Genomic DNA, 23,614 nt, shown 5'->3' on the forward strand with positions numbered 1-23,614 from the left:
AAGTGGAGCGTGAACGTGTCCGACCTTGCCGTACCACCCGACGCCGTGTCTGTCGCGTCCACCGCCGTCCGCTTCGAATCCACCGGGCCCGAACACTGCATCGCCAGGCACGACGATGGCGTGTATGCCGATCCCGAAGTGCTCGGCACCACGCTGGCGGCGGCGGTCGACGGCATCCTGCGCTCTAATCACTACCTGGCCGGCCTCGATTACCCGGTCCTGGTCAAGGCCCTGTACGGCCATGGGCCGGACCTGCCGCGCGATGCGTCCGGGCGGGCCGTGGTGCGCATCGCGGCCGACATCGTACCGTTCACGCCGCAGCGCCAGGCCCTGTACCGCTCGGTCAAGATCGCCGACGGCCAGGCCGAATACTATTTCGAACCGGTGTTCGAGCGCGACGAGGAAGGCAATGAGCGCCCGACCCGGCTCGACGCCGACGAGTTCGTCGCCGACATGTGGGTGAAGGGCATCCGCTTCGGCGCCGAGGTCGAGGCCATTCGCAGCCACATCGCGAGCGGCGCGGCCGGTCGCTACGTGGTGGCGCGCCGCCTCGAGCCCTTGCCCGGCGTGGATGCCGGCGTCGAGGAAGTCGCCAACGAGCTGCATCGCAGCGATGCGCCGCGCCAGCTCGCCAACGGCAAGCTCGACCTGATGAGCTTCCAGAACCGTTTCCCGCAGGTGGCGGCCGGCACGCGCCTGCTGCGCAAGGTGCCGCGTACCAGCGGCAGCCCGGGCTTCGACCTGAACGGCATCCCGATCGCGCCCGAGGTGGCGAAGGACCTCGACCTGGCCACCTATGCGGCCGACGGCACGGCGGTCGACCTGGCGCCGGAAGGCGAGTTCCTGGTGGCGCGCCAGGACGGCTTTTTGAGCGTCGACCCCAAGAGCAGCCGCATCGCCATCACCGACAAGATCGTCAGCCGCGACGGCGTCAGCGCCAAGACCACCGGCAACCTGCACCTGGCGGGCGACTACGAGGAATTCGGCGAAGTGCAGGAGCAGCGCATCATCGAGGCCGAGAGCATCACCGTGCACGGCGACGTGTATGGCCACCTGGTCTCGCGCGGCGGCGCCATCCTCCTGCGCCACAACCTGGTCGGCGGCAGCGCGCGCAACCTCGATGGTGGGGTGCGGGTGCTGGGCGTCGCCTCCCAGGCGACGATCCAGGCGCCCAAAGGCGAGATCCGGCTCGAGCGCGCCGAGAACTGCGTGATCTCGGGCGCGCGCATCCGGATCGAGACCGCGATCAACTGCGAGATCATCGGCGACGAGGTCGAGGTGGCGCATGCCGAGGGCAGCGCCATTGCCGGGCGGCGCGTGGCGATCGGCCGCGCCGCGCCGTGGAAGCAGGGCGAGATGCTGGTCTGGCTGCTGCGCCCGGATTGCGCACGCGTCGACGCGGCGATGGCGCAGGTGCGCGAGCGCATGGACCAGTTCGCCCAGCTGGCGGCGCAGCGCCGCAGCGCGATGGAAGCGCTCACCGGCCAACCTGAGATGCGCAAATACCTGTTGATCGCGCCGCGCCTGCGCAAGGGTGAGCTGGTGCTCACGCCGGAACAGGAACCGCAATTCCGGCGCCTGGCGGCCAGCGTGGCGCCGGCGCTCAAGGAACTGGGCCGGCTGTCGCAAGAAGCCAAGTCGCTCGACGCCGAGCGCCAGGGCGGCATGGAACTATTGAAACGGTTCGAGGCCCAGCGCTTCGAGCGGGTCGGGTCGGCCGGGGTGGCGATCGGGATGCTGGCGGGCGAGGTGCAGGTGCTGGCGCTGCCCTACGAACCGGACTTCGGCTGCGTCTGGGACATGACGGCGCGCGACGTCAAGCTGCGCCTGCGCGACACCAAGGGCAGGGAAGTGCTGTATGCGGGCTGCGAGGGCGCGTGGTCGTGGGACACGTCCACGGCGGCTGTGGAGGCGCCGGCCGCGTCCTGAATGTGACCCGTGGCGCGGGGTAGGTCCAAGGCTGGAGTTGACTACAGTCAACATCGGCGCCGGGGACGCGGCATACGATGGTGATCGCACCCATAAAGGATCCGCCATGGTCACCTTGCCCAGCATGCCCCACGCTTCAGTCCCGCGCGCTTCTGTTTCCCGGTACCCGGCGCCGCGCAGTAGCGCCTCGCGGGAATTCCTCAGCTTCATGCTCGACGGGCAGGAATACGGGCTCGATTGCGCGCGCGTGCAGGAACTCAAGCTGCTGGGATCCCTCGAGCGCTTCGCCACCGACGGCGAAATCATCGGCGGCGTGGCGCTGTCGCACGGGGTGATCATGCCGGTGGTCGACATGCGCGCGGCCACGGGGCCGGGCCGATCGGCGCCGGATACCGACGTGATCATCCTGCGCCTGTCGAGCGGGATCGTCGGCATGGTGGTGGAGAGCGTGACCGGCATCGTGCACGTGCGGCCTGAAGCCGTGCAGCCCCTGCCGGGCGCGCCAGGCGCGGGCTACCTGATCGGCATCGCCCGCATCGATGGACGCAAGGTGGTGTTGATCGACATCGATCGGCTGATGTCGCTGTCGCCGAGGCGGCCGCTGCGGGCCGCCTGACCTTACGCCGTCAACGCCTCCAGCTGCTCCTGGAGCTCCAGCCACTCAACCTCGAGCGCTTCCAGGTCGCGCACCGCGAAGGCCTGGTCGGCCACCAGCGTCTTGAGGCGATCCTTGTTCTCGGCTTCGTAGATCGCCGGGTCGAGCAGCTCGGCGTCGATCGTCGCTTTCTTCGCACTCAGCTTGGCCATCTGCTCGTCGATGCGCTTGACCCGGTTTTCCAGGGGCTTGCGCTGGGCCGCCATGCGCTGGCGCTCTTCGGCTTCGACGCGCTTCTGTTCCTTGCGCTCGGCCGGCGACACGGTGACGACAGGCGCAGGTGCGCTGGCCTTGGCGGCCGGCTGGGCTGCCTTGGCTGCCTGGCCGGGCAGGGCGTCGCCGCCCTTGCCCAGCTTGGTCTTGAACAGCCAGTCCTTGTAGTCGTCCAGGTCGCCGTCGAACGGCTGCAGGCGGCCGTCGGCCACGATGATGAACTGGTCGGTGGTGGCGCGCAGCAGGTGGCGGTCGTGCGAAACCACGACCAGCGTGCCCTCGAACTGGGCCAGCGCCATCGTCAGCGCTTCGCGCGTTTCCAGGTCCAGGTGGTTGGTCGGTTCATCGAGCAGCAGCAGGTTGGGGCGCTGCCACACGATCAGGGCCAGCGCCAGGCGCGCCTTTTCGCCGCCCGAGAACGGCTTGATCGGGCTGGTCACCATCTCGCCCGGGAAGTTGAAGCTGCCCAGGAAGTTGCGCAGCTCCTGCTCGCGCACCGTCGGCGCGATCTTCGCCAGGTGCCACAGGGGCGATTCGTCGTGGCGCAGCATCTCGACCTGGTGCTGGGCGAAGTAGCCGATCGACAGGCCCTTGCCGATCGTCGCTTCGCCGGTCAGCGGTTTCAACTCGCCCGCCACGGTCTTGATCAGGGTCGACTTGCCGGCGCCGTTCACGCCCAAGAGGCCAATGCGCTGGCCGATCGTGAGCGAGAAATCGATGTGGTTGACGATGGTCTTGGCGCCGACCTTGTCGCCGTGCTCGTCGAGCAGCGGATAGCCGGCGTCCACGCCGTCGAGCACCAGCAGGGGATTCGGCGCGGCCAGTGGCTCGCGGAACTCGAACGAGAATTCGGCGGCGGCGCGCAGCGGCGCCAGTTCTTCCATCCGCGACAGCGCCTTGATCCGGCTCTGCGCCTGGCGCGCCTTGGTGGCCTGGGCCTTGAAACGGTTGATGAAGGATTCGAGGTGGGCGCGCTGGCGATTCTGCTTCTCGATGGCCGACGCCTGCAGCACCATCTGGGCGGCGCGCTGGCGCTCGAAGCTCGAGTAGTTGCCGCCGTAGCGTTTCAGCTTGCGGTCGTCGATGTGCACGATCACGTTCACGATCTCGTCGAGGAAGTCGCGGTCGTGCGAGATGATGATCAGGGTGCCCGGATAGCGCTTGAGCCAGTCCTCGAGCCAGATGATCGCGTCCAGGTCCAGGTGGTTGGTCGGTTCATCGAGCAGCAGCAGGTCGGAAGGGCACATCAGCGCCTGCGCCAGGTTCAGGCGCATGCGCCAGCCGCCCGAGAAGCTGGCCACCGGCTGGTTCATCTGGGCCAGCGAAAAGCCCAGGCCCAGCAGCAGCTGTTCGCCGCGCGACTGCACGGTGTAGGCATCGGCGTCGGCCAGCATCCCGTGCAGTTCGCCCAGGCGCATGCCGTGGGCGTCGGCGTCTGGGTGCGATTCCAGTTCTTCCAGCTCGGCCTGGAGCTTGCGCAGGCCGACGTCGCCGTCGATCGCGTAATCGAGCGCGGCGCGCTCGAGCGGCGGGGTCTCTTGCGCCACATAGGCCATGCGCCACTTGGCGGGGAAGTCGATCTGCCCCTGGTCCGGATGCAGCTCGTTACGCAGCATGCCGAACAGGCTCGATTTGCCGGCGCCGTTGGCGCCGATCAGGCCGATCTTGTCGCCCGGGTTGAGGGTCAGGTCGGCGTCGACGAGCAGCGGCTTGGTGCCGCGCATCAGGCTGACGTTCTGGATTCGGATCATGGTGGGGACTATCGTAAATTCGGATTACATCGTTGGCTTCAGAACGTCGTCCCCGCGAAGGCGGGGACCCAAGTTAGCCTGCATCTCCACTACCATGAAACCTTGGTGGCAGCGCATGCAACTTGGGTCCCCGCCTGCGCGGGGACGACGTTTCAGCGCCGGCGCAATGAGTCAGCACCGGCGATTCTCGCATTTTATTACTGCGCGGTCTGCAACTGCTCGGCCGTCAGCAGGAACACCGCATCGTCGCCGATGCTGGTGGTCAGCCAGGTCAGGCCCAGGTGGCCGAACGCCGCTTCGGCGAACTCGCGCTCGTTGCCGATCTCGACCACCAGGATGCCTTCCGGCGTCAGGCGTTCGGCGGCGCCGGCGATGATCTTGCGCACCAGATCCATGCCGTCTTCGCCGCCCGCGAGCGCGATCTGCGGCTCGTTCAGGTATTCCGGCGGCAGGGTGCGCATCGATTCCGAGTTCACGTACGGCGGATTGGTGATGATCAGGTCGTACTTCTTGAACGGCACGTTCTCGTACAGGTCGGACTCGATCGGGTTCACCCGGCCTTCCAGCTTGTATTCGCGGATGTTGTGCTCGGCCACGGCCAGCGCGTCCTTCGAGATGTCGACCGCATCGACCACGGCGTTCTCGAAGGTGTCGGCCATCATGATCGCCAGGCAACCGCTGCCGGTGCACAGTTCGAGCACATTCTCGACGCCTTCCGGATTGGTCAGCCATGGGCTGAATTGCTGCGGGATCAGTTCGGCGATGAAGGAGCGCGGCACCAGCACGCGTTCGTCGACGTAGAAGCGGTATTCGCCCAGCCAGGCTTCCTTGGTGATGTAGGCGGCCGGCACGCGTTCGGTGACGCGGCGCTCGATCACGGCCAGCACCTGCAGCACTTCGTCCGGCAGCAGGCGGGCGTCGAGGAAGGGCTCGAGGCGGTCCAGCGGCAGTTTCAGGGTGTGCAGGATCAGGTAGGCGGCTTCGTCGAAGGCCTCGGCGCTGCCGTGGCCGAAGAACAGGCGGGCAGAGTTGAAGCGGGTGATGGCATAGCGCAGCAGGTCGCGCGGCGTACTGAAGGTGGTGTTGGTCATGGTCTTGTTCTCGTATTAGTTCAGCGCCCCGATCAGGCAGCCAGCAGGCATTGCAGCGTGCGGCGGTAGATATTCTTCAGGGGATCGATGTAGCGCAGCTCGATGTGTTCATCGATCTTGTGGATGCTGGCGTTCGGTGGCCCGAATTCTATCACCTGAGGGCAGATGCGGGCGATGAAGCGGCCATCGGAGGTCCCGCCGGTGGTCGATAATTCGGCCTGCACGCCCAGCTCTTCCTTGATGGCGCCGCAGATGGTGTCCGACAGGGTCCCCTTCTCGGTCAGGAAAGGCTGGCCCGACAGCGTCCACTCCAGGTCGTAATCCAGGCCGTGGCGGTCGAGGATGGCGTGCACCCGCGCTTCCAGGCCCTCGGCCGTGCTGGCGGTCGAGAAGCGGAAGTTGAAATCGATCGTCAACTGGCCGGGGATCACATTGTTGGCGCCGGTGCCGGCCGCCATATTCGAGATCTGCCAGCTGGTCGGCGCATAGTACTCATTGCCTTCGTCCCAGACCTCGGCCGTCAGCTCGGCCAGCGCCGGCGCGGCCTGGTGGATCGGGTTTCGCGCCAGCTGCGGATAGGCGATATGGCCCTGGATGCCCTTGATGACCAGGTGGCCCGACAGCGAACCGCGGCGGCCGTTCTTGATCGTGTCGCCCAGCACGTGGTTCGAGGTCGGCTCGCCGACCAGGCAGTAGTCGAGCGTCTCGCCGCGTTCTTCCAGCAGGTCGACGACGACCGCGGTGCCGTCGACGGCCGGGCCTTCCTCGTCGCTGGTGATCAGGAAGGCGATCGAGCCCCGGTGGTCGGGGTGGTCGGCGATGAATTCCTCGCAGGCGATCACCATGGCCGCGATCGAGGTCTTCATGTCGGAGGCGCCGCGTCCATACAGCTTGCCGTCGCGCTGGGTCGGCACGAAGGGCGCCGACTCCCAGTGGTGCAGCGGGCCGGCCGGGACCACGTCGGTATGACCTGCGAACACGAACAGGGGCGCTTCAGTACCCTTGCGCGCCCACAGATTGGTTACGCCGTTCGACTCGATCGTCTCACAGCGAAAGCCCAGCGGCGCCAGCAGCTCGATCAGGCGCTGCTGGCAGCCCTTGTCGTGCGGCGTGATCGAATCGAGCGCGATCAGCTCTTCGGTCAGCAGCAGGGTGCGCGAAGGCTTCACTTGGCGCTCGCGAACTTGCTGGTGTAGGCGTCGCTCGAGAAACCGACCGAGACCGGGCCGACGCCCTGCAGGACCGGGCGCTTGATGACGGATGGGTTTTCCAGCATCAGCTCGGTCGCGCTGTCCGCATCATTGACTTGCGCCTTGCGCTCGTCGGAGAGGTTACGCCAGGTCATCCCTTTGCGGTTGACCAGGGTTTCCCAGTCGAGGTCCTTCAGCCAGCCCTGCACCAGTTCGCGGCTCAGGCCTTGTTTCTTGAAGTCATGAAAGGTGAAGTCGTGGCCGTTGTCCGCCAGCCAGGTGCGGGCCTTCTTGACGGTGTCGCAGTTGGGAATTCCGTAGAGAGTCGTAGTCATGGGCAATCTTGGCCGCCGGGGCGGCGTGGTCGTTCGAAAAGGCGTGAGGATAGTGTATGCGTGCCGGGACGCACAAGGTCATTCAGGGCCGATTGTACACAGATGAGGCGCACGGGTGCGCCGCCTGGCGCTGGGTCAGGAATTGAGCGTGAATTCGGTGAACGAGGCGCCCTGCGGCTCGCTCGGCTTCTTTTGCTCTTCCTGCTGGACCTGGCTGTCCGGCCCATTGTTGAGCAGCCAAAGCAGGTTGGTGGCCGAATCGGCATTGGCCAGCGCCTCATCCTGCGTTATCAGGCCGTCCTTGACCAGCTTGAACAGCGCGCCTTCGAACGATTGCGAGCCGGGCGACAGGCTCTTGTCCATCGCTTCCTTGATCTGGCCGATCTCGCCTTTTTCGATCAGGTCGGCGATGTAGCGCGTGTTGAGCATCACTTCGACCGCCGCCTGGCGCGCACCACCCGCCGCGGACTTCACCAGCCGCTGCGAGACGATGGCCTTGACGCTCGACGCCAGGTCTTGCAGCAGGGCGCCGCGGTTTTCCATTGGGTAGAAGCTGATGATGCGGTTCAGCGCGTTGTAGCTGTTGTTGGCGTGCAGGGTGGCCAGCACCAGATGGCCCGACTGGGCATAGGCCAGCGCCGCGGCCATCGTCTCGCGGTCGCGGATCTCGCCGATCAGGATGCAGTCAGGCGCCTGGCGCATCGAGTTCTTCAGCGCGATGCCGAAGCTGCTGGCGTCGCTGCCGATCTCGCGCTGGTTGACGATCGATTTCTTGTTTTTGAAGAGGTATTCGATCGGGTCTTCGAGCGTCAGGATGTGGCCTGCGCGGTGCTCGTTGCGATGGTCGAGCATGGCGGCGATGGTGGTCGACTTGCCGGAGCCGGTGGCGCCGACCACCAGCAGCAGGCCGCGCTTTTCCATGATCAGTTCAGACAGCACGGGCGGCAGTCCCAGCCCGCCCAGTGGCGGGATGTCGGCCGGCACGAAGCGGAACACGGCCGAGATCGAGCCGCGCTGGCGGAAGGCCGACAGGCGGAAGCGCCCCAGGTTGGGGACCGACACGCCCATATTCAGTTCGTTGTCGCGTTCGAGTTCGAGCAGCTGTTCCGGGGTGGCGACCTCGGACAGCAGCGACAGGATGTTCTCGGGTTCGAGACGATGCTGGTTGATGGGGATGAGGGCGCCGTTGATCTTGATGTGCACCGGGGAGTTCACGGCGAAGAACATGTCGGAAGCGTTCTTCTCTTTCATCAGCTGGAACAGGCGGTCCATGGCCATCGCATCGTCTCCGTTTGTTTCGGGGTGTTACAAGGCAGGTTGGACGCGTGGACGGCTCTGTCGTCTACGCGTCCAACCTGCCGGGCACTCGCGGATATTACACGCCGCGCAGCAGCTCGTTGATCCCGGTCTTCGAACGCGTCTGCGCATCCACGCGCTTGACGATCACCGCGCAGTAGAGGCTGTACTTGCCATCGGCCGACGGCAGGCTGCCCGACACCACAACCGAACCCGACGGCACGCGGCCGTAGCTCACTTCGCCGGTTTCGCGGTTGTAGATCTTGGTCGACTGGCCGATGTACACGCCCATCGAGATCACCGAGTTCTCTTCAACGATCACGCCTTCGACGATTTCCGAACGCGCGCCGATGAAGCAGTTGTCTTCGATGATGGTCGGATTGGCCTGCATCGGTTCCAGCACGCCGCCGATGCCGACGCCGCCCGACAGGTGGACATTCTTGCCGATCTGGGCGCACGAGCCGACGGTGGCCCAGGTGTCGACCATCGTGCCTTCATCGACGTAGGCGCCGATGTTGACGTAGGACGGCATCAGGACCACGTTCTTGCCGATGAAGCTGCCGCGGCGGGCGACGGCCGGCGGCACCACACGGAAACCGCCGCGCGCGAAGTCTTCTGGGGTGTAGTCGGCGAACTTGGTCGGCACCTTGTCGTAGAACTGGATGTCGCCGGATGCGACCGGCACGTTGTTCTCGAGGCGGAACGACAGCAGCACGGCCTTCTTGATCCACTGGTTCACGACCCAGGTGCCGGTGTCCTTTTGCGCCACGCGCAGGCTGCCGTCATCGAGGCCGGCGAGGACGTGGGCAACAGCGTCGCGCACTTCGGCGCTGGCGTTGTTCGGGCTGATGTCGGCGCGCTGTTCCCAGGCGGTGTCGATGATAGTTTGCAGTTGTTGGGTCATGATGCTGGTCTTTATTGAAATGAAAACAGGAATTCGTGGGGCTCTTACTTGAGGCCCTGGCAGAACTGGACGATGCGATTGGCCGCTTCCAGTCCTTCGTCGACGCCGGCCACCAGGGCCATGCGGATACGGTCGCGCCCCGGATTCTGGCCGTGCGCTTCGCGCGCCAGGTAGCTGCCCGGGAGGACCGTCACATTATAGTCGGCGTACAGGCGCCGCGCGAAGTCGGTGTCCGACAGGCCGCTGCGCCGCACGTCGGCCCACAGGTAGAAGCCGGCATCGGGCAGCTCGACGTCCATCACGTCCTTCAGCAGCGGCGTGATGAGGGCGAATTTTTCCTTGTACAGCGCGCGGTTCTCAATCACGTGATGTTCGTCGTTCCAGGCCGCGATCGAGGCTGCCTGCACCGGCGGCGACATCGCGCCGCCGCAATAGGTGCGGTAGAGCAGAAATTTCTTCATCGCGACAGGATCGCCGGCCACGAAACCGGAACGCATGCCCGGCACGTTCGAGCGCTTCGACAGGCTCGAGAACACGATCAGGTTGCGGTACGGTTGATCGCCGCCGCTGCGGCCCAGCTGGTGCGCCGCTTCCAGCGCGCCCAGCGGCGGGGTAGAGCCGGTATAGATCTCCGAATAGCATTCGTCTGCCGCAATCAAGAAGCCCCAGCGGTCGGCCAGCTCGAACAGCTGGCGCCAGTCGTCCAGGCCCAGGGTAGCCCCGGTCGGGTTGCCGGGCGAGCAGACGTAGAGCAGCTGCACGCGCGGCCACACGTCCTCGGGCACGCTGCCGTAATCCGGCGCGAAGTTGCGCGCGGGTTCGGAGTTGACGAAGTACGGCGTGGCGCCGGCCAGGTAGGCCGCGCCTTCGTAGATCTGGTAGAACGGGTTGGGGCACATCGCCAGCGCATCCGACTTCGAGGCGTCGATCATGCACTGGGCGATCGCGAACAGCGCCTCGCGCGAACCGTTCACCGGCAGCACCATGGTGGCCGGGTCCAGCGCCGGGATGCCGTAGCGGCGTTCCAGCCAGCCGGCGATGGCCGCGCGCAGGGGCTCGCCGCCCACCGTGCTCGGATAGTTGGCCAGGCCGGCCACCGAATGCGTCAGCGCCTTTTCGATGAAGGCCGGCGTCGGATGCTTCGGCTCGCCGATGCCCAGGCTGATCGCGGAATAGGCCGGGTTCGGAGTGACGCCGGCAAACAGCTGGCGCAGCTTTTCGAACGGGTAAGGATGGAGCTTGTCGAGATGAGGATTCACGGCAGTCTTGGGCGCACAGCGGTGTGCGCTTTTCGATAATTTTTTATTATAGCTCTATGAATGGAAGAACGTTCGAGCGTACGGCAAGTGATTTGCGGTAACATTAATCACTACGAAACAGCGAATTCATCCGGAGAGCCATCCGCCGTGCCGATCAGTTACGCGCGCAGCCTGACAGGACATGAACGCACTCCCGGCGCCAACCGGCACCTGGGCGTGGCGCTGGCGTTCGTCGCCGGGGCGATCAATGCCGGCGGCTTTCTCGCGGTGCGCGAATACACCTCGCACATGACCGGCATCGTCTCCAGCGCGGCCGACCACCTGGTGCTGGGCGATACCGACCTGGTGCTGGCCGCGCTTGGCGCGCTGCTCAGCTTCCTGCTCGGCGCGGCCTGCACCGCCATCCTCGTCAACTACATCCGGCGCCGCGGCCTGCATAGCGGCTTCGCGCTGCCCCTGTTGCTCGAAGCCGTTCTTCTGCTGGTGTTCGGCATCCTCGGCGCGCGCCTGGCCGGGATCGACGCCTTCTTCATTCCGCTCACGGTGATGCTGCTGTGCTTCATGATGGGGCTGCAGAACGCGGTGATGACCAAGGTCTCGCATGCCGAGATCCGCACCACCCACATGACCGGCATCGTCACCGACATCGGCATCGAGCTGGGCAAGATGGCCTACTGGAACGCCGACGGCCCGCTGCGCCAGCCGAAAGTCACGGCCAACCTCGGGCGCCTGATGCTGATGCTGTCCCTGCTGGGCGCGTTCTTCCTGGGCGGCGTGGTGGGGGCGCTGGGGTTCAAGCACCTGGGCTATCTGTCCACGGTGCCGCTGGCCGCCTTCCTGTGCGTGCTGGCGATCGTGCCGGTGGTCGACGATGCCGTGCGCGTGCTCGGCGGGCACGGCGGGGCGGGGCACGACGCCTGATCCGCCTGAGCCGCCTGAACCGCCTCATCAGGTCCGACCGGAACCGTTAGCGTGACCCGGGTGCCGGCCGGGCCGCTGTCGATGCGCAGCCGGGCGCCGATCTGGGTGGCGCGCTCGCGCATGCCTTGCAGGCCGAAGTGGCCGGCCTTGTCCATGGCACACCCGCCCGCGCCATCGTCGCTGACGGTCAGCGCCAGGCCGCGCTGGCTGGTGTCGGCGCTGAGGCGGACGGCGCCGGGCGTGTGCCGCAGCGCGTTGAGCAGGGCTTCGCGCACGATCGCATGCACGTCGCGGCGCAGGCGCACCGGCAGGCGCTCGACCGATCCCGGCATCGCCGACAGGGCCAGGCGCCCGCTGCCGCCGGGGAGGATCAGGTCCACGTCGCGCAGCAAGCCCTGCCAGAACGCGTCGACGTTGGCGAAGCCCTGGCGCAGGCCCTGGACTTCGTCGCGGCCTTCTTCCAGCACCTGTTCCGCGCTCTCCAGCACCCGCTCGAACTCGGCGCGCGCCGGGCTGTCGGGCGGCAGCCCGGTCAGCACCGAGTGCATCCGCAGCAGCATGCCCTGCACGCCTTGCAGGAAGGTGTCGTGCAGCGAGCGGGCGATCGATTCGCGCTCGCGCATGCGCGCCATCAGCTCGCCTTCGATGCGCTCGGCCAGCCGGCGGGTGCGCAGCCGGTAGGCCCAGGCGAGCATGGCCAGGCACGCCAGCACGCAGGCAGCGAGGAACCACCAGGTCTGGAACCAGCGCGGCGGGATATGGAAGGCCAGTGCCGTCACCGGGCCCGCCACGCCGCTCTCGTTGATGGCCATTACCTCGAAGGTATGCATGCCGGGCCGCAGCCGCTGGAAGAAGGCGCTGCGCCGGGTGCCGGCTTCTTCCCAGTCCTGGACGCCGGCCAGCCGATAGCGGAAGCTCACTTTTTGCGGCATGCGCAAGCTGGGCGCCGTGTAGTCGATCTGCACGTTCTCGGTGCCCTGGTCGAGTGCCACTCCCGTGCCGGCGCCATACTGGCGCGCGCCGCTCGAGACGGCCAGCACCTCGACCGCGGGCGTCGCCGGATTGGGGGAGGTCTTGCGTGGATCGATCCAGGCCAGGCCGCGCTCGCCGGCGAACCACAGCGTGCCGTCGCTGGCGATCGCGGCCGTGCGCGCCAGCATGCGCGACACGCCGCCGCCCAGGTAGCCGTCGGCGGCATCGAACAAGCGGCCGCGCAGCGCGACGCCGGGATCGTTCATCGAGCGCGTCCAGTCTTCCGGCGTGACGCGGTAGATGCCGCGCTCGGCGTTGATCCAGCGTACGCCGGCGGCGTCGGTGACGATGCCGCTGGCCGCGCCGATGCCGTCCGGCGCGGTGACGGCGAGGCGGCGGAAGCGGCTGCCTTCCAGCACCTGCATGCCGTCCTGGCCCGCCACCAGCAAGGGCTTGCCCGGCACGATGACACTGAACTTGCCGACCTCCAGCCCGTCCGCTGCGCCGTACTCGCGCACCGCGTCGCCATCGACGATGCGCAGGCGGTTGCCGGACAGCCCCAGGTAGCTGCGGCCGGCGGCGTCGAACGCCACTTCCTGCGGGTGGTCTTCCTTGACCGGTGGCCTGGTCCAGGCGCCGTCGCGGTAATGCCAGGCGCCCATGCGCCCGGTCCAGAACCAGACTTCGTCGTTGCCGGCCGCGAGTTGCCGCGGCCGGATAATGTCGGCGGCCGCGCTGACCGCGGGCGGCAGCGGGATGCGCTCGACGCCCGCCCGGCCATGCCGCTCGATGCCGTAGCGGCCCCCGAGCACCAGCGTGCCGTCCGGCGCACGGTCGAGCACGTGGGTGGCGATGGCGTCGGGCAGCTCGCTCACCCTGCCGTTCTCGATGCGCACCAGGCCGGCCGTATCGTCCAGCCGCTGGACCCGCACTGCGACGATCCCGCCGTCCGGGTGCCGGGCGGGATGGGAGATGCCGCGGTCGAGCAGTTGCGGCACCATGTGCACGGCGTGGTCGCGCAGCCGCTCCAGGCCCGAGGGCGTGCCGACCCAGATGCTCCCGTCGCCGTCTTCCATCAGCGCCAGCACCGACAGGCTGGTCATCTGCCATGACTGGTCGAGCCGCTCGGCGGCGCCGACCGGCGTGAAGCGTTCGCCGTGCTGCCATTCGGCCGGGCGCAGCACGCAGACGCCGACCGGGCAGTTGCCGGACCAGACGTTGCCGTCGCGGTCGAACAGCGACTGGTAGGTGTTGGCGCTGCCGGGCTGGACGGGCACGCGGCGCGGCGAGGGCGGCGCTATCCGCTCGAACTCCTTGCCGAGCACCAGCCATACGCTGCCGTCCCGCGCCTCGAGCAGCATCGCATCGCCGCGCACCGCGCGCAGCCTGTGAAACCGCTGGGCGCCGGCCTCGCGCAGATAGAGCGCCGCGCCGTCGGTGGCCCAGACCCGGCCGGCGCCGTCGGCCAGCACGTATTCGGCGCGGGTGGCGTCGTAGCCCAGCTCCGGGCCGATGCGCACCACGCGATCGCCGTCGACCCGGAACAGGCCGCGCCAGCCGGCGATCCAGGGCGCGCCGTCGGCGCCAACGGAGATGGCGAATACGCTGCCCGTCTGTTCGGGTGTGAGCAGGTGCTGGTAGCGCCCCTTGCGCAGCACACTGAGGCCCCCGCTGCCGTGGCCGATCCACAGTTCGCCGCCGGGCCCGGGCCGCAGCGCGCTGATGCTGGTGGTCTGCAGGCGGCTGCCGTCGGCCGTTTCGAACGGCAGGAAGCGCAGGCCGTCGAAGCGCAGCAGTCCGGCGTAGCGGCTGCCAACCCACAGCCAGCCGTCCTGGCTGCGCGCCAGCGCATCGACATAGCGCGGCGCGCCTTCCAGCTCGCCCCAGCGCTCATGCCGATAGCCGTCCAGCGCGATGGTCGGGTCGAGGGCGAGGGCGGCCGGGGCGACGGCGCACGATAGTACGAGAAGCGTCGCGCGCAGCCATGCCTGGAATCGGGAAATGATACTCATTCGTGAATTGTTGCAGCTAAACCATTCCCGGTCTAGTCGATTCAGGCCACCTGTTCGCGCCAAGCCCCCGGATTCATGCCGCTCCATTCGCGAAACGCGTGGGTGAACGCGCTCTGTTCCTGGAAGCCGAGCAGGAAGGCGATGTCGACCAGGCCCAGTTCGCGCCGGCGCAGGTAGTCCTGGGCCAGGCCGTAGCGCACCGCATCGAGCACCTGCTGGAAGCTCGAACCGGCGTCGGCCAGCTTGCGCTGCAGGGTGCGGGTCGACAGCCCCAGTTCGGCCGCCACCGGCGCCAGCCGCGCCTCGCCGCTGCTCAGGCGCGGCAGCAGCGCGGCCCGCACCCGCGCCACGATCGGGTCGACCCGGGGAGCGCGTTCTTCGAGCAGCCGTTCAGCGTGATGCAGCAGCAGCGGATACAGGCTGGTATCGGCGTTCGGTACCGGCATCGCCAGCAGGGCGGCATCGACGGCGGCGCAGTTCAGTGGCGCGCCGAACTCCGGCGCGATGCCCAGCACGCGCAGGTATTCGGCGCTGCCGTGGCCCGGGTCGGCATGCCGGACCCGCAGCGCCAGCGGCATCAGGGGGCGCCCGGCCAGCCAGCTGCCGAACACGCGGATGCCCGCGAACACGCTTTCCACCAGGTGCCGGGTGGCGTCGGGATAGTGGCTGATCCATTCGTAATGCGCCTGGGCGCCGTGGAGCGCCAGGCCGCTGCGGCCCAGGTCGTGGGCCAGCGATTCGTAGCGCTGGGTCAGCTCCAGCGCATGGCCGAAGCTGCTGCAGGCCAGGAGCAGCATGCCGTAGGCGCTATAGGTGGCCGGGCGCGCCTTCTCGCCCACGTGCAGGCCGAAGAACGGGTCGTTCGCCAGGCGCGCGCCGGCTTCGAGCAGGCCGATGTAGCGTCGTGCGGACAGGCTCTCGGGCAGTGGATCAAGTGCGTCGGGCGCCAGGCCGGCGGCATCGGCCAATGCAGGAAGGGTAAGGCCGCGTTCGAGGGCGGTTTCCAGCAGGGGCTGCAGGTAGGAACCGGTCACGCGCGCGTCCATGGCGGGTGGTGGCGTGATTGAGCAAGGCTGTGTCATGAAAGCGCAATACGATTGGCGGGAGCGTCTTTAACGTGTTACCTGAGGTGATACCTGTAGTGATACCGATCTGGCAAAAAGAACAACTTGCAGTATAACGGAAAGTCATTGATGCGGCGTTGGAACGGTTGGGGTGACGAGTCGATTACGGTGCAGCTGGAAGGGGAGGCCAGAGCCTTTCTCGGCGCACGGCTGGGCCGGGGGACGGCTCCGCAGGACGCGACCTTCGAACAAGCCTGCGCCGGCCTGCCGCCGGGCCGCCTGCCGCCCCATCCGCTGATCGACGCCAGCAGCGCCACGCGCGCGCGCCACGCCCTCGGCCAGAGCCTGCCGGACTGGCTGCGCCTGCGCCACGGCCGCCTGGGCAATGTGCCCGACGGCGTGGCCTTTCCTGAATCCGGCGCCCAGGTGCGCGAGCTCTTGGGCTTCGCCGCCCGCCACGATGCGGTGGTCATCCCCTACGGCGGCGGCACCAGCGTGGCCGGCCACCTCGACGTGGGCCACAGCTCCAACGGCGGCTTGCGCCCGACCCTCTCCATCGACATGGGCCGCATGCGCGCCATGATCTCGCTCGACCGCGAGGCGCAGCTGGCCTGCTTCGGCGCCGGCGTGTCCGGCGCCGATCTCGAAGCCCAGTTGCGCGCCCACGGCTACACCCTGGGCCACTATCCACAGTCGTTCGAATACTCCACGCTCGGCGGCTGGATCGCCACCCGCTCGTCGGGGCAGCAGTCGCTGCGCTACGGCCGCATCGAGCAGATGTTCGCGGGCGGGCGCATCGAGACCCCGTCCGGCACCCTCGACATCCCGACCTTCCCGGCATCGAGCAGCGGCATCGACCTGCGCGAGATGGTGCTCGGCTCCGAAGGCCGCATGGGCGTGCTGACCCATGCCGCGGTGCGCATCAACCGCCTGCCCGAGCACGAAGCCTTCCACGCGCTGTTCTTCCCCGACTGGGAACACGCGCTGCAGGCGGCGCGGACGCTGGCCCAGGCGCGCCTGGGATTGTCGATGCTGCGCCTGTCGAACGCCGGCGAGACGGTCACCATGCTGGCGCTGGCCGGCCACGCGCGCCAGGTGCGACTGCTGGAGCGCTACCTGGGCTGGCGCGGTTGCGGCCAGGCTAAATGCATGCTGCTGGTGGGCGCCAGCGGCGCCAGGGGCCAGGCGCGCGAGGCGCTGCGCGCGGCGGTGGCCCTGGCGCGGCGCCAGCGCGGGGTGCACGTCGGGCGCGCGCTGGGCGAGCGCTGGCGCCGCAACCGCTTCCGCAGCGTCTACCTGCGCAATGCGGCCTGGGAGCAGGGCTATGCGATCGACACGGTCGAGACGGCGCTCGACTGGCCGCACGTGACGTCGGCGGTGACGGCGATCGAGCAGGCCGCGGCGGCCGCGCTGGAAGCCTTCGGCGAGCGCGTGCACGCCTATACCCACCTGTCGCACCTGTATCCGCAGGGCGCCAGCGTGTATTCGACCTTCGTCTACCGGCTGGCGGGCGACTACCAGGCCGACCTGGCGCGCTGGCGCCAGCTCAAGGACCGGGTCTCGAGCGCGATCGTCGGCTGCGGCGGCACCATCAGCCACCAGCACGGCGTGGGCGTCGACCACGCGCCATGGCTGGCGGCCGAGAAGGGCGAGCTGGGACTCGGCGCCATGGGTGCGCTGTTCCGGCACTTCGACCCCGAATGCCGGATGAATCCGGGCAAGCTGGTGACGCCATGAATCATACCTCTCAAGCCAACGTCTTCCCGCCAGGGCGCGACTGGGACCTGCTGGTGATCGGCGGCGGCATCACCGGCGCCGGCATCCTGCTCGAAGCCGCGCGGCGCGGCCTCAAGACCCTGCTGGTCGAGCAGAAGGATTTCGCCTGGGGCACCTCGAGCCGTTCGTCGAAACTGGTGCACGGCGGCCTGCGCTACCTGGCTTCCGGCAACCTGCGCCTGACGCGCGATGCCGTGCGCGAGCGCGAATCGCTGTTGCGCGCCGCGCCCGGCCTGGTCGAGCCGCAGGGCTTCGCCTTTGCCGACCATGGCACCGACGTCAAGCGGCGGCTGGGCTTTCTCGCCATGCTGCGCGTGTACGACATGCTGGCCGGCCGGCGCGAGCCGCACTGGGAGCGCCCGGAATCGTTCCGCATGCTGGCCCCGAATATCGGAGAAGCCAACCTGGCCGGCGGCATCCGCTACACCGACGCCAAGACCGACGACGCGCGCCTGGTGCTGCGCGTGATCGACGAGGCGCGCGCCCACGGCGCGGTCGCCTGCAACTACGTGACGGTGCAGGCGCTGGTGCGCGACGGCGGCAAGGTGCACGGCGCCATGCTGCGCGACGAACGCAGCAAGGCCGAGACGGCGGTGCGCGCGCGGGTGGTGATCAACGCCACCGGCGCCTGGTCCGATCTGCTCGGCGGCGCGGCAGGCAGCGAGGCAGGGAGCGATAAGCCCAATCGCGCGCCGCGCCTGCGGCCGCTGCGCGGCAGCCACCTGGTGCTGCCGGCCTGGCGCCTGCCGCTGGCGCAGGCGGTCAGCCTGCTGCACCCGGCCGACAGCCGCCCCGTATTCGCCTTCCCGTGGGAGGGAGTGACCCTGGTCGGCACCACCGATGTCGACCACGAGGAAGGGGTGAACACCGAGGCGCGCATCACGCGCCATGAATTCGACTACCTGATGGCGGCCCTGCATGCCCAGTTCCCGCAGCTCGGGCTGGGCGACCAGGATGTCGTCGCCACCTTCGCCGGCGTGCGGCCGGTGATCGACGGCGGCCAGCATGGCGCGCCGTCGTCCGAGAAGCGCGACCACTTCGTGTGGTCGGAGCCGGGCCTGGTCTCGGTGGCCGGCGGCAAGCTGACCACCTTCCGTTCGATCGCCCTCGACGTGCTGCGCCACGTGTCGCAGCAGCTGCCCGGCTGGCAGCTGCGTCCCGAGCGCGGGCCGGTGTTCGCGCGGGTCTCGGTGCCCGCACGCCACGACCTGCCGTCCGGTGTGCTGCGCCGGCTGGCCGGCCGCTATGGCGCCCAGGCCAAGCCGCTGCTGCTCGCGGCGCGCCAGGGCGAGCTGGAATGCATCCCGGGCACGCAGACGCTGTGGGCCGAGCTGCGCTGGGCCGCACGTTGCGAGCAGGTCTTCCTGCTGGACGACCTGCTGCTGCGCCGCACCCGGCTCGGCATCCAGCTGCCTAACGGCGGCATCGACCAGATGGCGCGCATCCGCGCCATGTGCCAGCAGGAGCTCGGCTGGGACGATGCGCACTGGGAATCGCAGGAGCGGCGCTACCTGGCCGAGTGGCGCAAGCAGTACGGCGTTCCGCCTGCCGCCTGACTGGGCCCGATGTCCGTTAGTCCGCGCGATCCGCTGCTGCTGGCCATCGACAACGGCACGCAAAGCGTGCGCGCCCTGCTGTTCGACTTGCGCGGCGAACTGGTGGTCAAGGCGCAGGTGGCGCTGGATGCCTACCGTTCGCCGCAGCCGGGCTGGCATGAGCACGACGTCGACGCCTACTGGCAGGCGTTGTGCCAGGCTTGCCGCCAGCTATGGACGCAGCCCGGCGCCGAGCGCGCCCGCCTGGCCGGCGTCGCGGTCACGGCCCAGCGCGGCACCGTGGTTAACCTGGATCGCGAAGGCCGCCCGCTGCGGCCCGCCATCACCTGGCTCGACCAGCGCCGCACCGAGGAAGTCCCGCCGATTGGAGCGCTGTGGCGTACGGCCTTTCGCGTGGCGGGCGTGGCCGGTACGATGCGGCACCTGGTCGGCGAGGCCGAGATCAACTGGATCCGCGCCCACCAGCCCGAGGTCTGGGAGGCCACCGACAAGTTCCTGCTGCTGTCGGGCTACCTGAACTGGCGCCTGGGCGGCCGCTTCATCGATTCGAGCGGCTCGCAGGTGGCCTATATTCCCTTCGACTACCGGCGCCGGCGCTGGGCCGGACCGCGTGCCTGGCAGTGGCAGGCGCTGGCCGTGAAGCCTTCCATGCTGCCCGAGCTGGCCCCTCCCGGCGCGCGTCTGGGCAGCATCACCGCGAAGGCGGCGTTCGATACCGGCATCCCGGAGGGCTTGCCGCTGCTGGCGGCGGCCGCCGACAAGGCCTGCGAAGTGATCGGCGCCGGCTGCTGCGCGCCGCACGTGGCCTGCCTCAGCTACGGCACCACGGCCACCATCAACATCACCTCGCAGCGTTACATCGAGGCGGTGCGTTTCGTGCCGCCGTATCCGAGCGCGCTGCCAGATGCGTACAGCATCGAGCAGCAGGTGTATCGCGGCTACTGGATGGTCAACTGGTTCAAGGAGCAGTTCGGCCACCACGAGCAATCGCGCGCATTGCTGGAAGACGTGGCGCCGGAGCACCTGTTCGACGAACTGGCCAGCAGTGTGCCGCCGGGATCGATGGGGCTGATGCTGCAGCCTTACTGGACGCCGGGCATCCGATTGCCAGGGCGTGAGGCCAAGGGCGCGATCGTGGGATTTGGCGACGTCCACACCCGCGCCCACGTGTATCGCGCCATCCTGGAAGGGCTGGCGTATGCACTGCGCGAAGGGAAGGAGCGGATCGAGCGGCGCGGTGGCGTGCGCATTACCGAGCTGCGGGTGTCGGGCGGCGGCTCGCAGAGCGATGCGGCGATGCAGCTCACGGCCGATATCTTCGGCCTGCCGACGGCGCGGCCGCATGTGTGTGAGACGTCGGGGCTGGGGGCGGCGATCGATGCCGCCGTGGGGCTTGGGCTGTATCCTGATTTCGCAAGTGCGGTTGCGGGCATGACGCGGGTAGGCAAAGTGTTCGAGCCGATTTCGGGCAACCGGGCGGTTTACGAGCGCCTGTACAAGGACGTGTATCTGCGGATGTACCGGCGGCTGCGCCCGATGTACCGCGACATCGCGCGAATTACGGGCTATCCTCGCGGCGCCTGATTCGTCAGGGGATGTGCTCGGCGCCAGGCGGCGGAACTACCCAGGCGTGCATGCGTTCTTCGTACACCGAGACCGTCGGCGCCGGAAAGAGGGGATCGGCGAAGGCGCCGATCGGGATGGCGATGGTTTCCTCGGCGCCTTCGGTCTGGAAGTAGACGGTCGCGCCGCAGACCGGGCAAAAGTGGAAATGCGCGCGCGAACCTTCGTCGCCCGTCAGCGTGAAACTGGTCGACGTTCCGGCAATGACTATTTGATCGCGCGGAAATCTGGCCTGCGCCGCGAACACACTGCCGCTGCGGCGCTGGCAATTCAGGCAATGACAGATAGAGATGCGGAGCGGGTCGCCGCTGACCTTGGCCGTCAGCTGGCCACAGCTGCACTGGGCCATCTTATCCATATCCGAAATCATGGCATTTTCTTGTCAAGGATAGCGGTCGCCACTGGTTCGTCAACACGATGATCCACTTGCCGGCGCATGCATGGCGCCGGGCGTCATTCCGAGTGATTCCTGCATGCCGAGTGATTCAGGTATTTCTCCGTCACCGCAGTGACGACCCCTTCGTTCACGGTCAATTCCTGCTCCAGGGCCAGGACCGGTTGGCCGCCGAACGCGCGGCAAGGTACCCCGAGGCGTGTCTTGAAGGTGCCGGACAACCAGTCGGCCAAAGCCGGCTCCTCGAGCCCGGGATAGACCTCATCCAAAGGAATCTTCCTGCCGCACGTCTCGAATCCGGTGAGCCACAGCTTCCCCGCCTTTTGTTCGAATACCCCGACAGGCCCACCCATCGCCGAGCATTGGCTTCCCTCGTTCACCTTCAGATCCAGCAAGCGCATGGACTCGGGCACCGGCATCCAGCAGCACTCGGACGGGACGATGTGGCCCTTGTTCGAGCCGAGGATGAATCTGTCGACCAGCGGTGGTGTCGCCGGTGCCGGCAAGGCAAATCCGGCGCAGAGCAGGGCCATTGAAAAATGCCGGGATAGGCGGAGAGCGCGGGGATGTTTCATCGTCGAGGATCTTCGAAAGGCGCCTGGCCGGCGGCTAGTTGAGCAGTCCGCCACGCACCTGCTCCCACGCCGCCCCCGCCTGCGCCGCCACCACCTGATTACGCCCGCGCGCCTTGGCCTCGTACATCGCGCGGTCGGCCGAGATGAAGAACGAGCGGATATCGTCGAACAGGGTCGGCACGATGCACGCCACGCCCACGCTGACCGTCACCACCCCGGATCCCTCGGAGCGCGGATTCGGAATGGCCAGGCGCTCGATGTGGGCGCGGATCGACTCGCCCAGCCGCGCCGCCGCGCTGGAGCCGGTATCGGCCAGCAGCACCACGAATTCCTCGCCGCCGTAGCGCGCGGCCAGGTCGGTCGGGCGCATCGCATGCGATTGCAGCGCTTCGGCGATGGCCTGCAGGCAGGCGTCGCCGGCGGCGTGGCCCAGGCTGTCGTTGTAGCCCTTGAAATGGTCGACGTCGAGCACGATCAGCGACAACGGCTGTCCGCTGCGGATGGCGCGCTGCCATTCCTTGTCCAGGAAGGCGTCGAAGTGGCGGCGGTTGGCGATGCGCGTCAGCGGATCGACCAGTGCGGCGCGCTGCAGCGCGGTCTCGGACTGCTTGTGGTGGGTGATGTCGTGCAGCAGGGCGACGAACAGCGCCTCGCCGCCGGCCATCGGCGACAGGCTCAGGTCCATCGCGCGCAAGGTGCCGTCCGACTGGCGCACCAGCACCTCGCGCGTGCCGCGGCAGCGCGCGGTCGCTTCGGCGTCGAGCGGCTGGGCGAAGTAGTCGGCGTAGTCGTAGGCGGCGGGCGGCTCGACCAGGTCGGCCAGCAGCTCGCCTTCCAGCACTTCCTTGGGCTGGGACAGGAAGCGTTCGCAGGCCGGGTTGGCATACACCACGCGGCCTTCGCAATCGACCAGCATCAGGCCTTCGTCCATGCCGTCGACGATCAGCTGCAGGCGCTCGGCCTGCTGCTTCTGGCTTTCGCTGCTGCTGCGCAGCCGCAGCTGGGCGCGCACGCGGGCGCAGACTTCGGCCATGCGCACCGGCTTGGCGATGTAGTCGGCGGCGCCGGTGTCGAAGCCGGCGACGATGTCCTCGGTCTCGCCGCAGGCGCTGACGAAGATGATGGGGATGTGGGCGGTATCGGGCTGGCGCTTCAGGCGGCGGCAGATTTCCAGGCCGTCGAGGTCGGGCAGGATGACATCGAGCAGGATCAGGTCGGGCTGGACGCGGGTGGCGATGTCGAGCGCGCGCTTGCCGGAACTGGCGACGAAGGTCTGGTAGCCCTGCTGGCGCATCATGTCCTGCAGCAGCCCGAGGCTATCGGGGGCGTCGTCGACAATCAGAATCGCGGATTGGCGCGCCGGTGCGGCGAGCGCTAGGGCAGGATGCATCATCGGTGGCGGGCAGACCTCATCAGTGACGAGAAATCATACTCTTTTACACGGAGATTTTGGATAATTAACCTTGCCTAAAATCCACTACCCAATGACATTGTTGCACTATCGCAACTGACCCGCCATTGGCCCGGCGTTGTTTGTGAAATGATACCGGTATCGACTGACAGTCGACGAAGAAGGCGCAGTACACGTTAGCTGTGGATGAGCATTGAACTGCTGAGCTGACGCGCGGTCCAATCCTGATCGCCATCGCTCGGAGCGCGCCATGAAAGCGCCGAAGTTTGAGGAGTTATTCGCGCAGCTAGCGCTGCTGAACCAGCCGCAGCGTCAGCAGGTGCTCGCCGCCCTGCATCCGGCAGCCGGGATCGACCGGGTGGTCGCCCTTATCGACGAGATCCGCTCAAAGGGACGCTGCTGCCCGGATTGCGCCTGCGAGCATTGCCACCGCCATGGCCAGGCCAATGACTTGCAACGCTATCGCTGTTGCGCATGCGGCCGCACTTTTAATGACCTGACCGGCACGCCGCTGGCGCGGCTCAGGCACAAGGGCAAATGGCTCGAGTATCTGGGAACGGTGCTCGATTCCCGCACGGTCCGCTCTGCGGCCAAGCGGGTCGGCGTGCACCACAACACGACGTTTCGCTGGCGCCATCGCTTTCTGGACCGGGTCAAGGACGACCGTCCCGAGCGCCTGATCGGTAT

At 67.8% G+C, this 23,614-nt stretch carries 19 protein-coding genes; 7 read left to right on the top strand and 12 right to left on the bottom strand.

Features of this window, described 5'->3' with window-relative positions:
• Nucleotides 1-15 precede the first annotated feature (15 nt).
• Together SOM28_RS17390 and SOM28_RS17395 are read left to right on the top strand one after the other, a co-directional pair.
• Nucleotides 16-1,929, top strand: a complete 1,914-nt coding sequence (locus SOM28_RS17390; RefSeq protein WP_320468854.1) for a flagellar assembly protein A — start codon at nucleotides 16-18, stop codon at nucleotides 1,927-1,929.
• Nucleotides 1,930-2,053: 124 nt separating this feature from the next.
• A complete protein-coding gene (locus SOM28_RS17395; RefSeq protein WP_320468855.1) occupies nucleotides 2,054-2,545 on the top strand; it encodes a chemotaxis protein CheW in 492 nt (163 codons plus the stop codon).
• 2 nt (nucleotides 2,546-2,547) lie between these two features.
• Here the strand turns inward: SOM28_RS17395 and SOM28_RS17400 are convergent, their stop codons facing one another.
• The 7 genes from SOM28_RS17400 to dapC form a co-directional block, all read right to left on the bottom strand.
• Nucleotides 2,548-4,548, bottom strand: a complete 2,001-nt coding sequence (locus SOM28_RS17400; RefSeq protein WP_320468856.1) for an ATP-binding cassette domain-containing protein — start codon at nucleotides 4,546-4,548, stop codon at nucleotides 2,548-2,550.
• A gap of 197 nt (nucleotides 4,549-4,745) precedes the next feature.
• The gene (prmB, locus tag SOM28_RS17405) at nucleotides 4,746-5,639 is read right to left on the bottom strand and encodes a 50S ribosomal protein L3 N(5)-glutamine methyltransferase (RefSeq protein WP_320468857.1); all 894 of its coding nucleotides are present in this window, start codon (nucleotides 5,637-5,639) and stop codon (nucleotides 4,746-4,748) included.
• Nucleotides 5,640-5,671: 32 nt separating this feature from the next.
• Nucleotides 5,672-6,808: a succinyl-diaminopimelate desuccinylase gene (dapE, locus tag SOM28_RS17410; RefSeq protein WP_123072112.1), complete on the bottom strand. Its 1,137-nt coding sequence runs from the start codon at nucleotides 6,806-6,808 to the stop codon at nucleotides 5,672-5,674.
• Nucleotides 6,805-7,164, bottom strand: coding sequence for an ArsC family reductase (locus tag SOM28_RS17415; RefSeq protein WP_123072113.1), 360 nt, complete (start codon nucleotides 7,162-7,164; stop codon nucleotides 6,805-6,807). Before SOM28_RS17415 ends, dapE begins: the two co-directional genes overlap by 4 nt.
• A gap of 135 nt (nucleotides 7,165-7,299) precedes the next feature.
• Nucleotides 7,300-8,442 (bottom strand): PilT/PilU family type 4a pilus ATPase, encoded by a 1,143-nt coding sequence (locus tag SOM28_RS17420; RefSeq protein WP_320468858.1) that lies wholly within the window; start codon nucleotides 8,440-8,442, stop codon nucleotides 7,300-7,302.
• A gap of 97 nt (nucleotides 8,443-8,539) precedes the next feature.
• Nucleotides 8,540-9,364 (bottom strand): 2,3,4,5-tetrahydropyridine-2,6-dicarboxylate N-succinyltransferase, encoded by an 825-nt coding sequence (gene dapD, locus SOM28_RS17425; protein ID WP_320468859.1) that lies wholly within the window; start codon nucleotides 9,362-9,364, stop codon nucleotides 8,540-8,542.
• Between the two features lie 44 nt (nucleotides 9,365-9,408).
• Complete coding sequence (gene dapC, locus SOM28_RS17430) at nucleotides 9,409-10,623, bottom strand: succinyldiaminopimelate transaminase (RefSeq protein ID WP_320468860.1); 1,215 nt, start codon at nucleotides 10,621-10,623, stop codon at nucleotides 9,409-9,411.
• A 147-nt stretch (nucleotides 10,624-10,770) separates the two neighbouring features.
• Between dapC and SOM28_RS17435 the strand changes: the two genes are divergently transcribed.
• Nucleotides 10,771-11,544: a YoaK family protein gene (locus SOM28_RS17435; RefSeq protein ID WP_320468861.1), complete on the top strand. Its 774-nt coding sequence runs from the start codon at nucleotides 10,771-10,773 to the stop codon at nucleotides 11,542-11,544.
• On the opposite strand, the gene SOM28_RS17440 is transcribed toward SOM28_RS17435, so the two are convergent.
• Nucleotides 11,430-14,528, bottom strand: coding sequence for a sensor histidine kinase (locus SOM28_RS17440; RefSeq protein WP_320468862.1), 3,099 nt, complete (start codon nucleotides 14,526-14,528; stop codon nucleotides 11,430-11,432). The two genes, SOM28_RS17435 and SOM28_RS17440, sit on opposite strands and share 115 nt — an antisense overlap.
• A gap of 41 nt (nucleotides 14,529-14,569) precedes the next feature.
• Nucleotides 14,570-15,574, bottom strand: a complete 1,005-nt coding sequence (locus tag SOM28_RS17445; protein ID WP_320468863.1) for an AraC family transcriptional regulator — start codon at nucleotides 15,572-15,574, stop codon at nucleotides 14,570-14,572.
• A gap of 147 nt (nucleotides 15,575-15,721) precedes the next feature.
• On the opposite strand from SOM28_RS17445, the gene SOM28_RS17450 reads away from it, so the two are divergent.
• From SOM28_RS17450 to SOM28_RS17460, 3 genes are read left to right on the top strand one after another with little or no spacing between them, the layout of a single operon-like run.
• Entirely contained in the window at nucleotides 15,722-17,329 is a 1,608-nt protein-coding gene (locus SOM28_RS17450; protein ID WP_320468864.1) for an FAD-binding oxidoreductase, read from the top strand.
• Nucleotides 17,326-18,924, top strand: a complete 1,599-nt coding sequence (locus tag SOM28_RS17455; RefSeq protein WP_320468865.1) for a glycerol-3-phosphate dehydrogenase/oxidase — start codon at nucleotides 17,326-17,328, stop codon at nucleotides 18,922-18,924. The genes SOM28_RS17450 and SOM28_RS17455 overlap by 4 nt, the downstream gene beginning before the upstream one ends.
• A gap of 9 nt (nucleotides 18,925-18,933) precedes the next feature.
• On the top strand, nucleotides 18,934-20,508 hold the full coding sequence (locus tag SOM28_RS17460; RefSeq protein ID WP_320468866.1) for an FGGY-family carbohydrate kinase: 1,575 nt from the start codon (nucleotides 18,934-18,936) through the stop codon (nucleotides 20,506-20,508).
• A 4-nt stretch (nucleotides 20,509-20,512) separates the two neighbouring features.
• Here the strand turns inward: SOM28_RS17460 and SOM28_RS17465 are convergent, their stop codons facing one another.
• The 3 genes from SOM28_RS17465 to SOM28_RS17475 form a co-directional block, all read right to left on the bottom strand.
• Entirely contained in the window at nucleotides 20,513-20,917 is a 405-nt protein-coding gene (locus SOM28_RS17465; RefSeq protein WP_320468867.1) for a GFA family protein, read from the bottom strand.
• A gap of 83 nt (nucleotides 20,918-21,000) precedes the next feature.
• Nucleotides 21,001-21,474: a hypothetical protein gene (locus SOM28_RS17470; protein ID WP_320468868.1), complete on the bottom strand. Its 474-nt coding sequence runs from the start codon at nucleotides 21,472-21,474 to the stop codon at nucleotides 21,001-21,003.
• Between the two features lie 76 nt (nucleotides 21,475-21,550).
• Entirely contained in the window at nucleotides 21,551-22,909 is a 1,359-nt protein-coding gene (locus SOM28_RS17475; RefSeq protein ID WP_320468869.1) for a diguanylate cyclase, read from the bottom strand.
• 268 nt (nucleotides 22,910-23,177) lie between these two features.
• On the opposite strand from SOM28_RS17475, the gene SOM28_RS17480 reads away from it, so the two are divergent.
• A partial coding sequence (locus SOM28_RS17480) for an IS1/IS1595 family N-terminal zinc-binding domain-containing protein (protein ID WP_414675178.1) occupies nucleotides 23,178-23,614 on the top strand: 437 nt, incomplete at its 3' end.

The sequence above is a fragment of the Massilia sp. CFBP9026 genome (genome assembly GCF_034045165.1).
GTDB lineage: Bacteria > Pseudomonadota > Gammaproteobacteria > Burkholderiales > Burkholderiaceae_D > Telluria > Telluria arenae.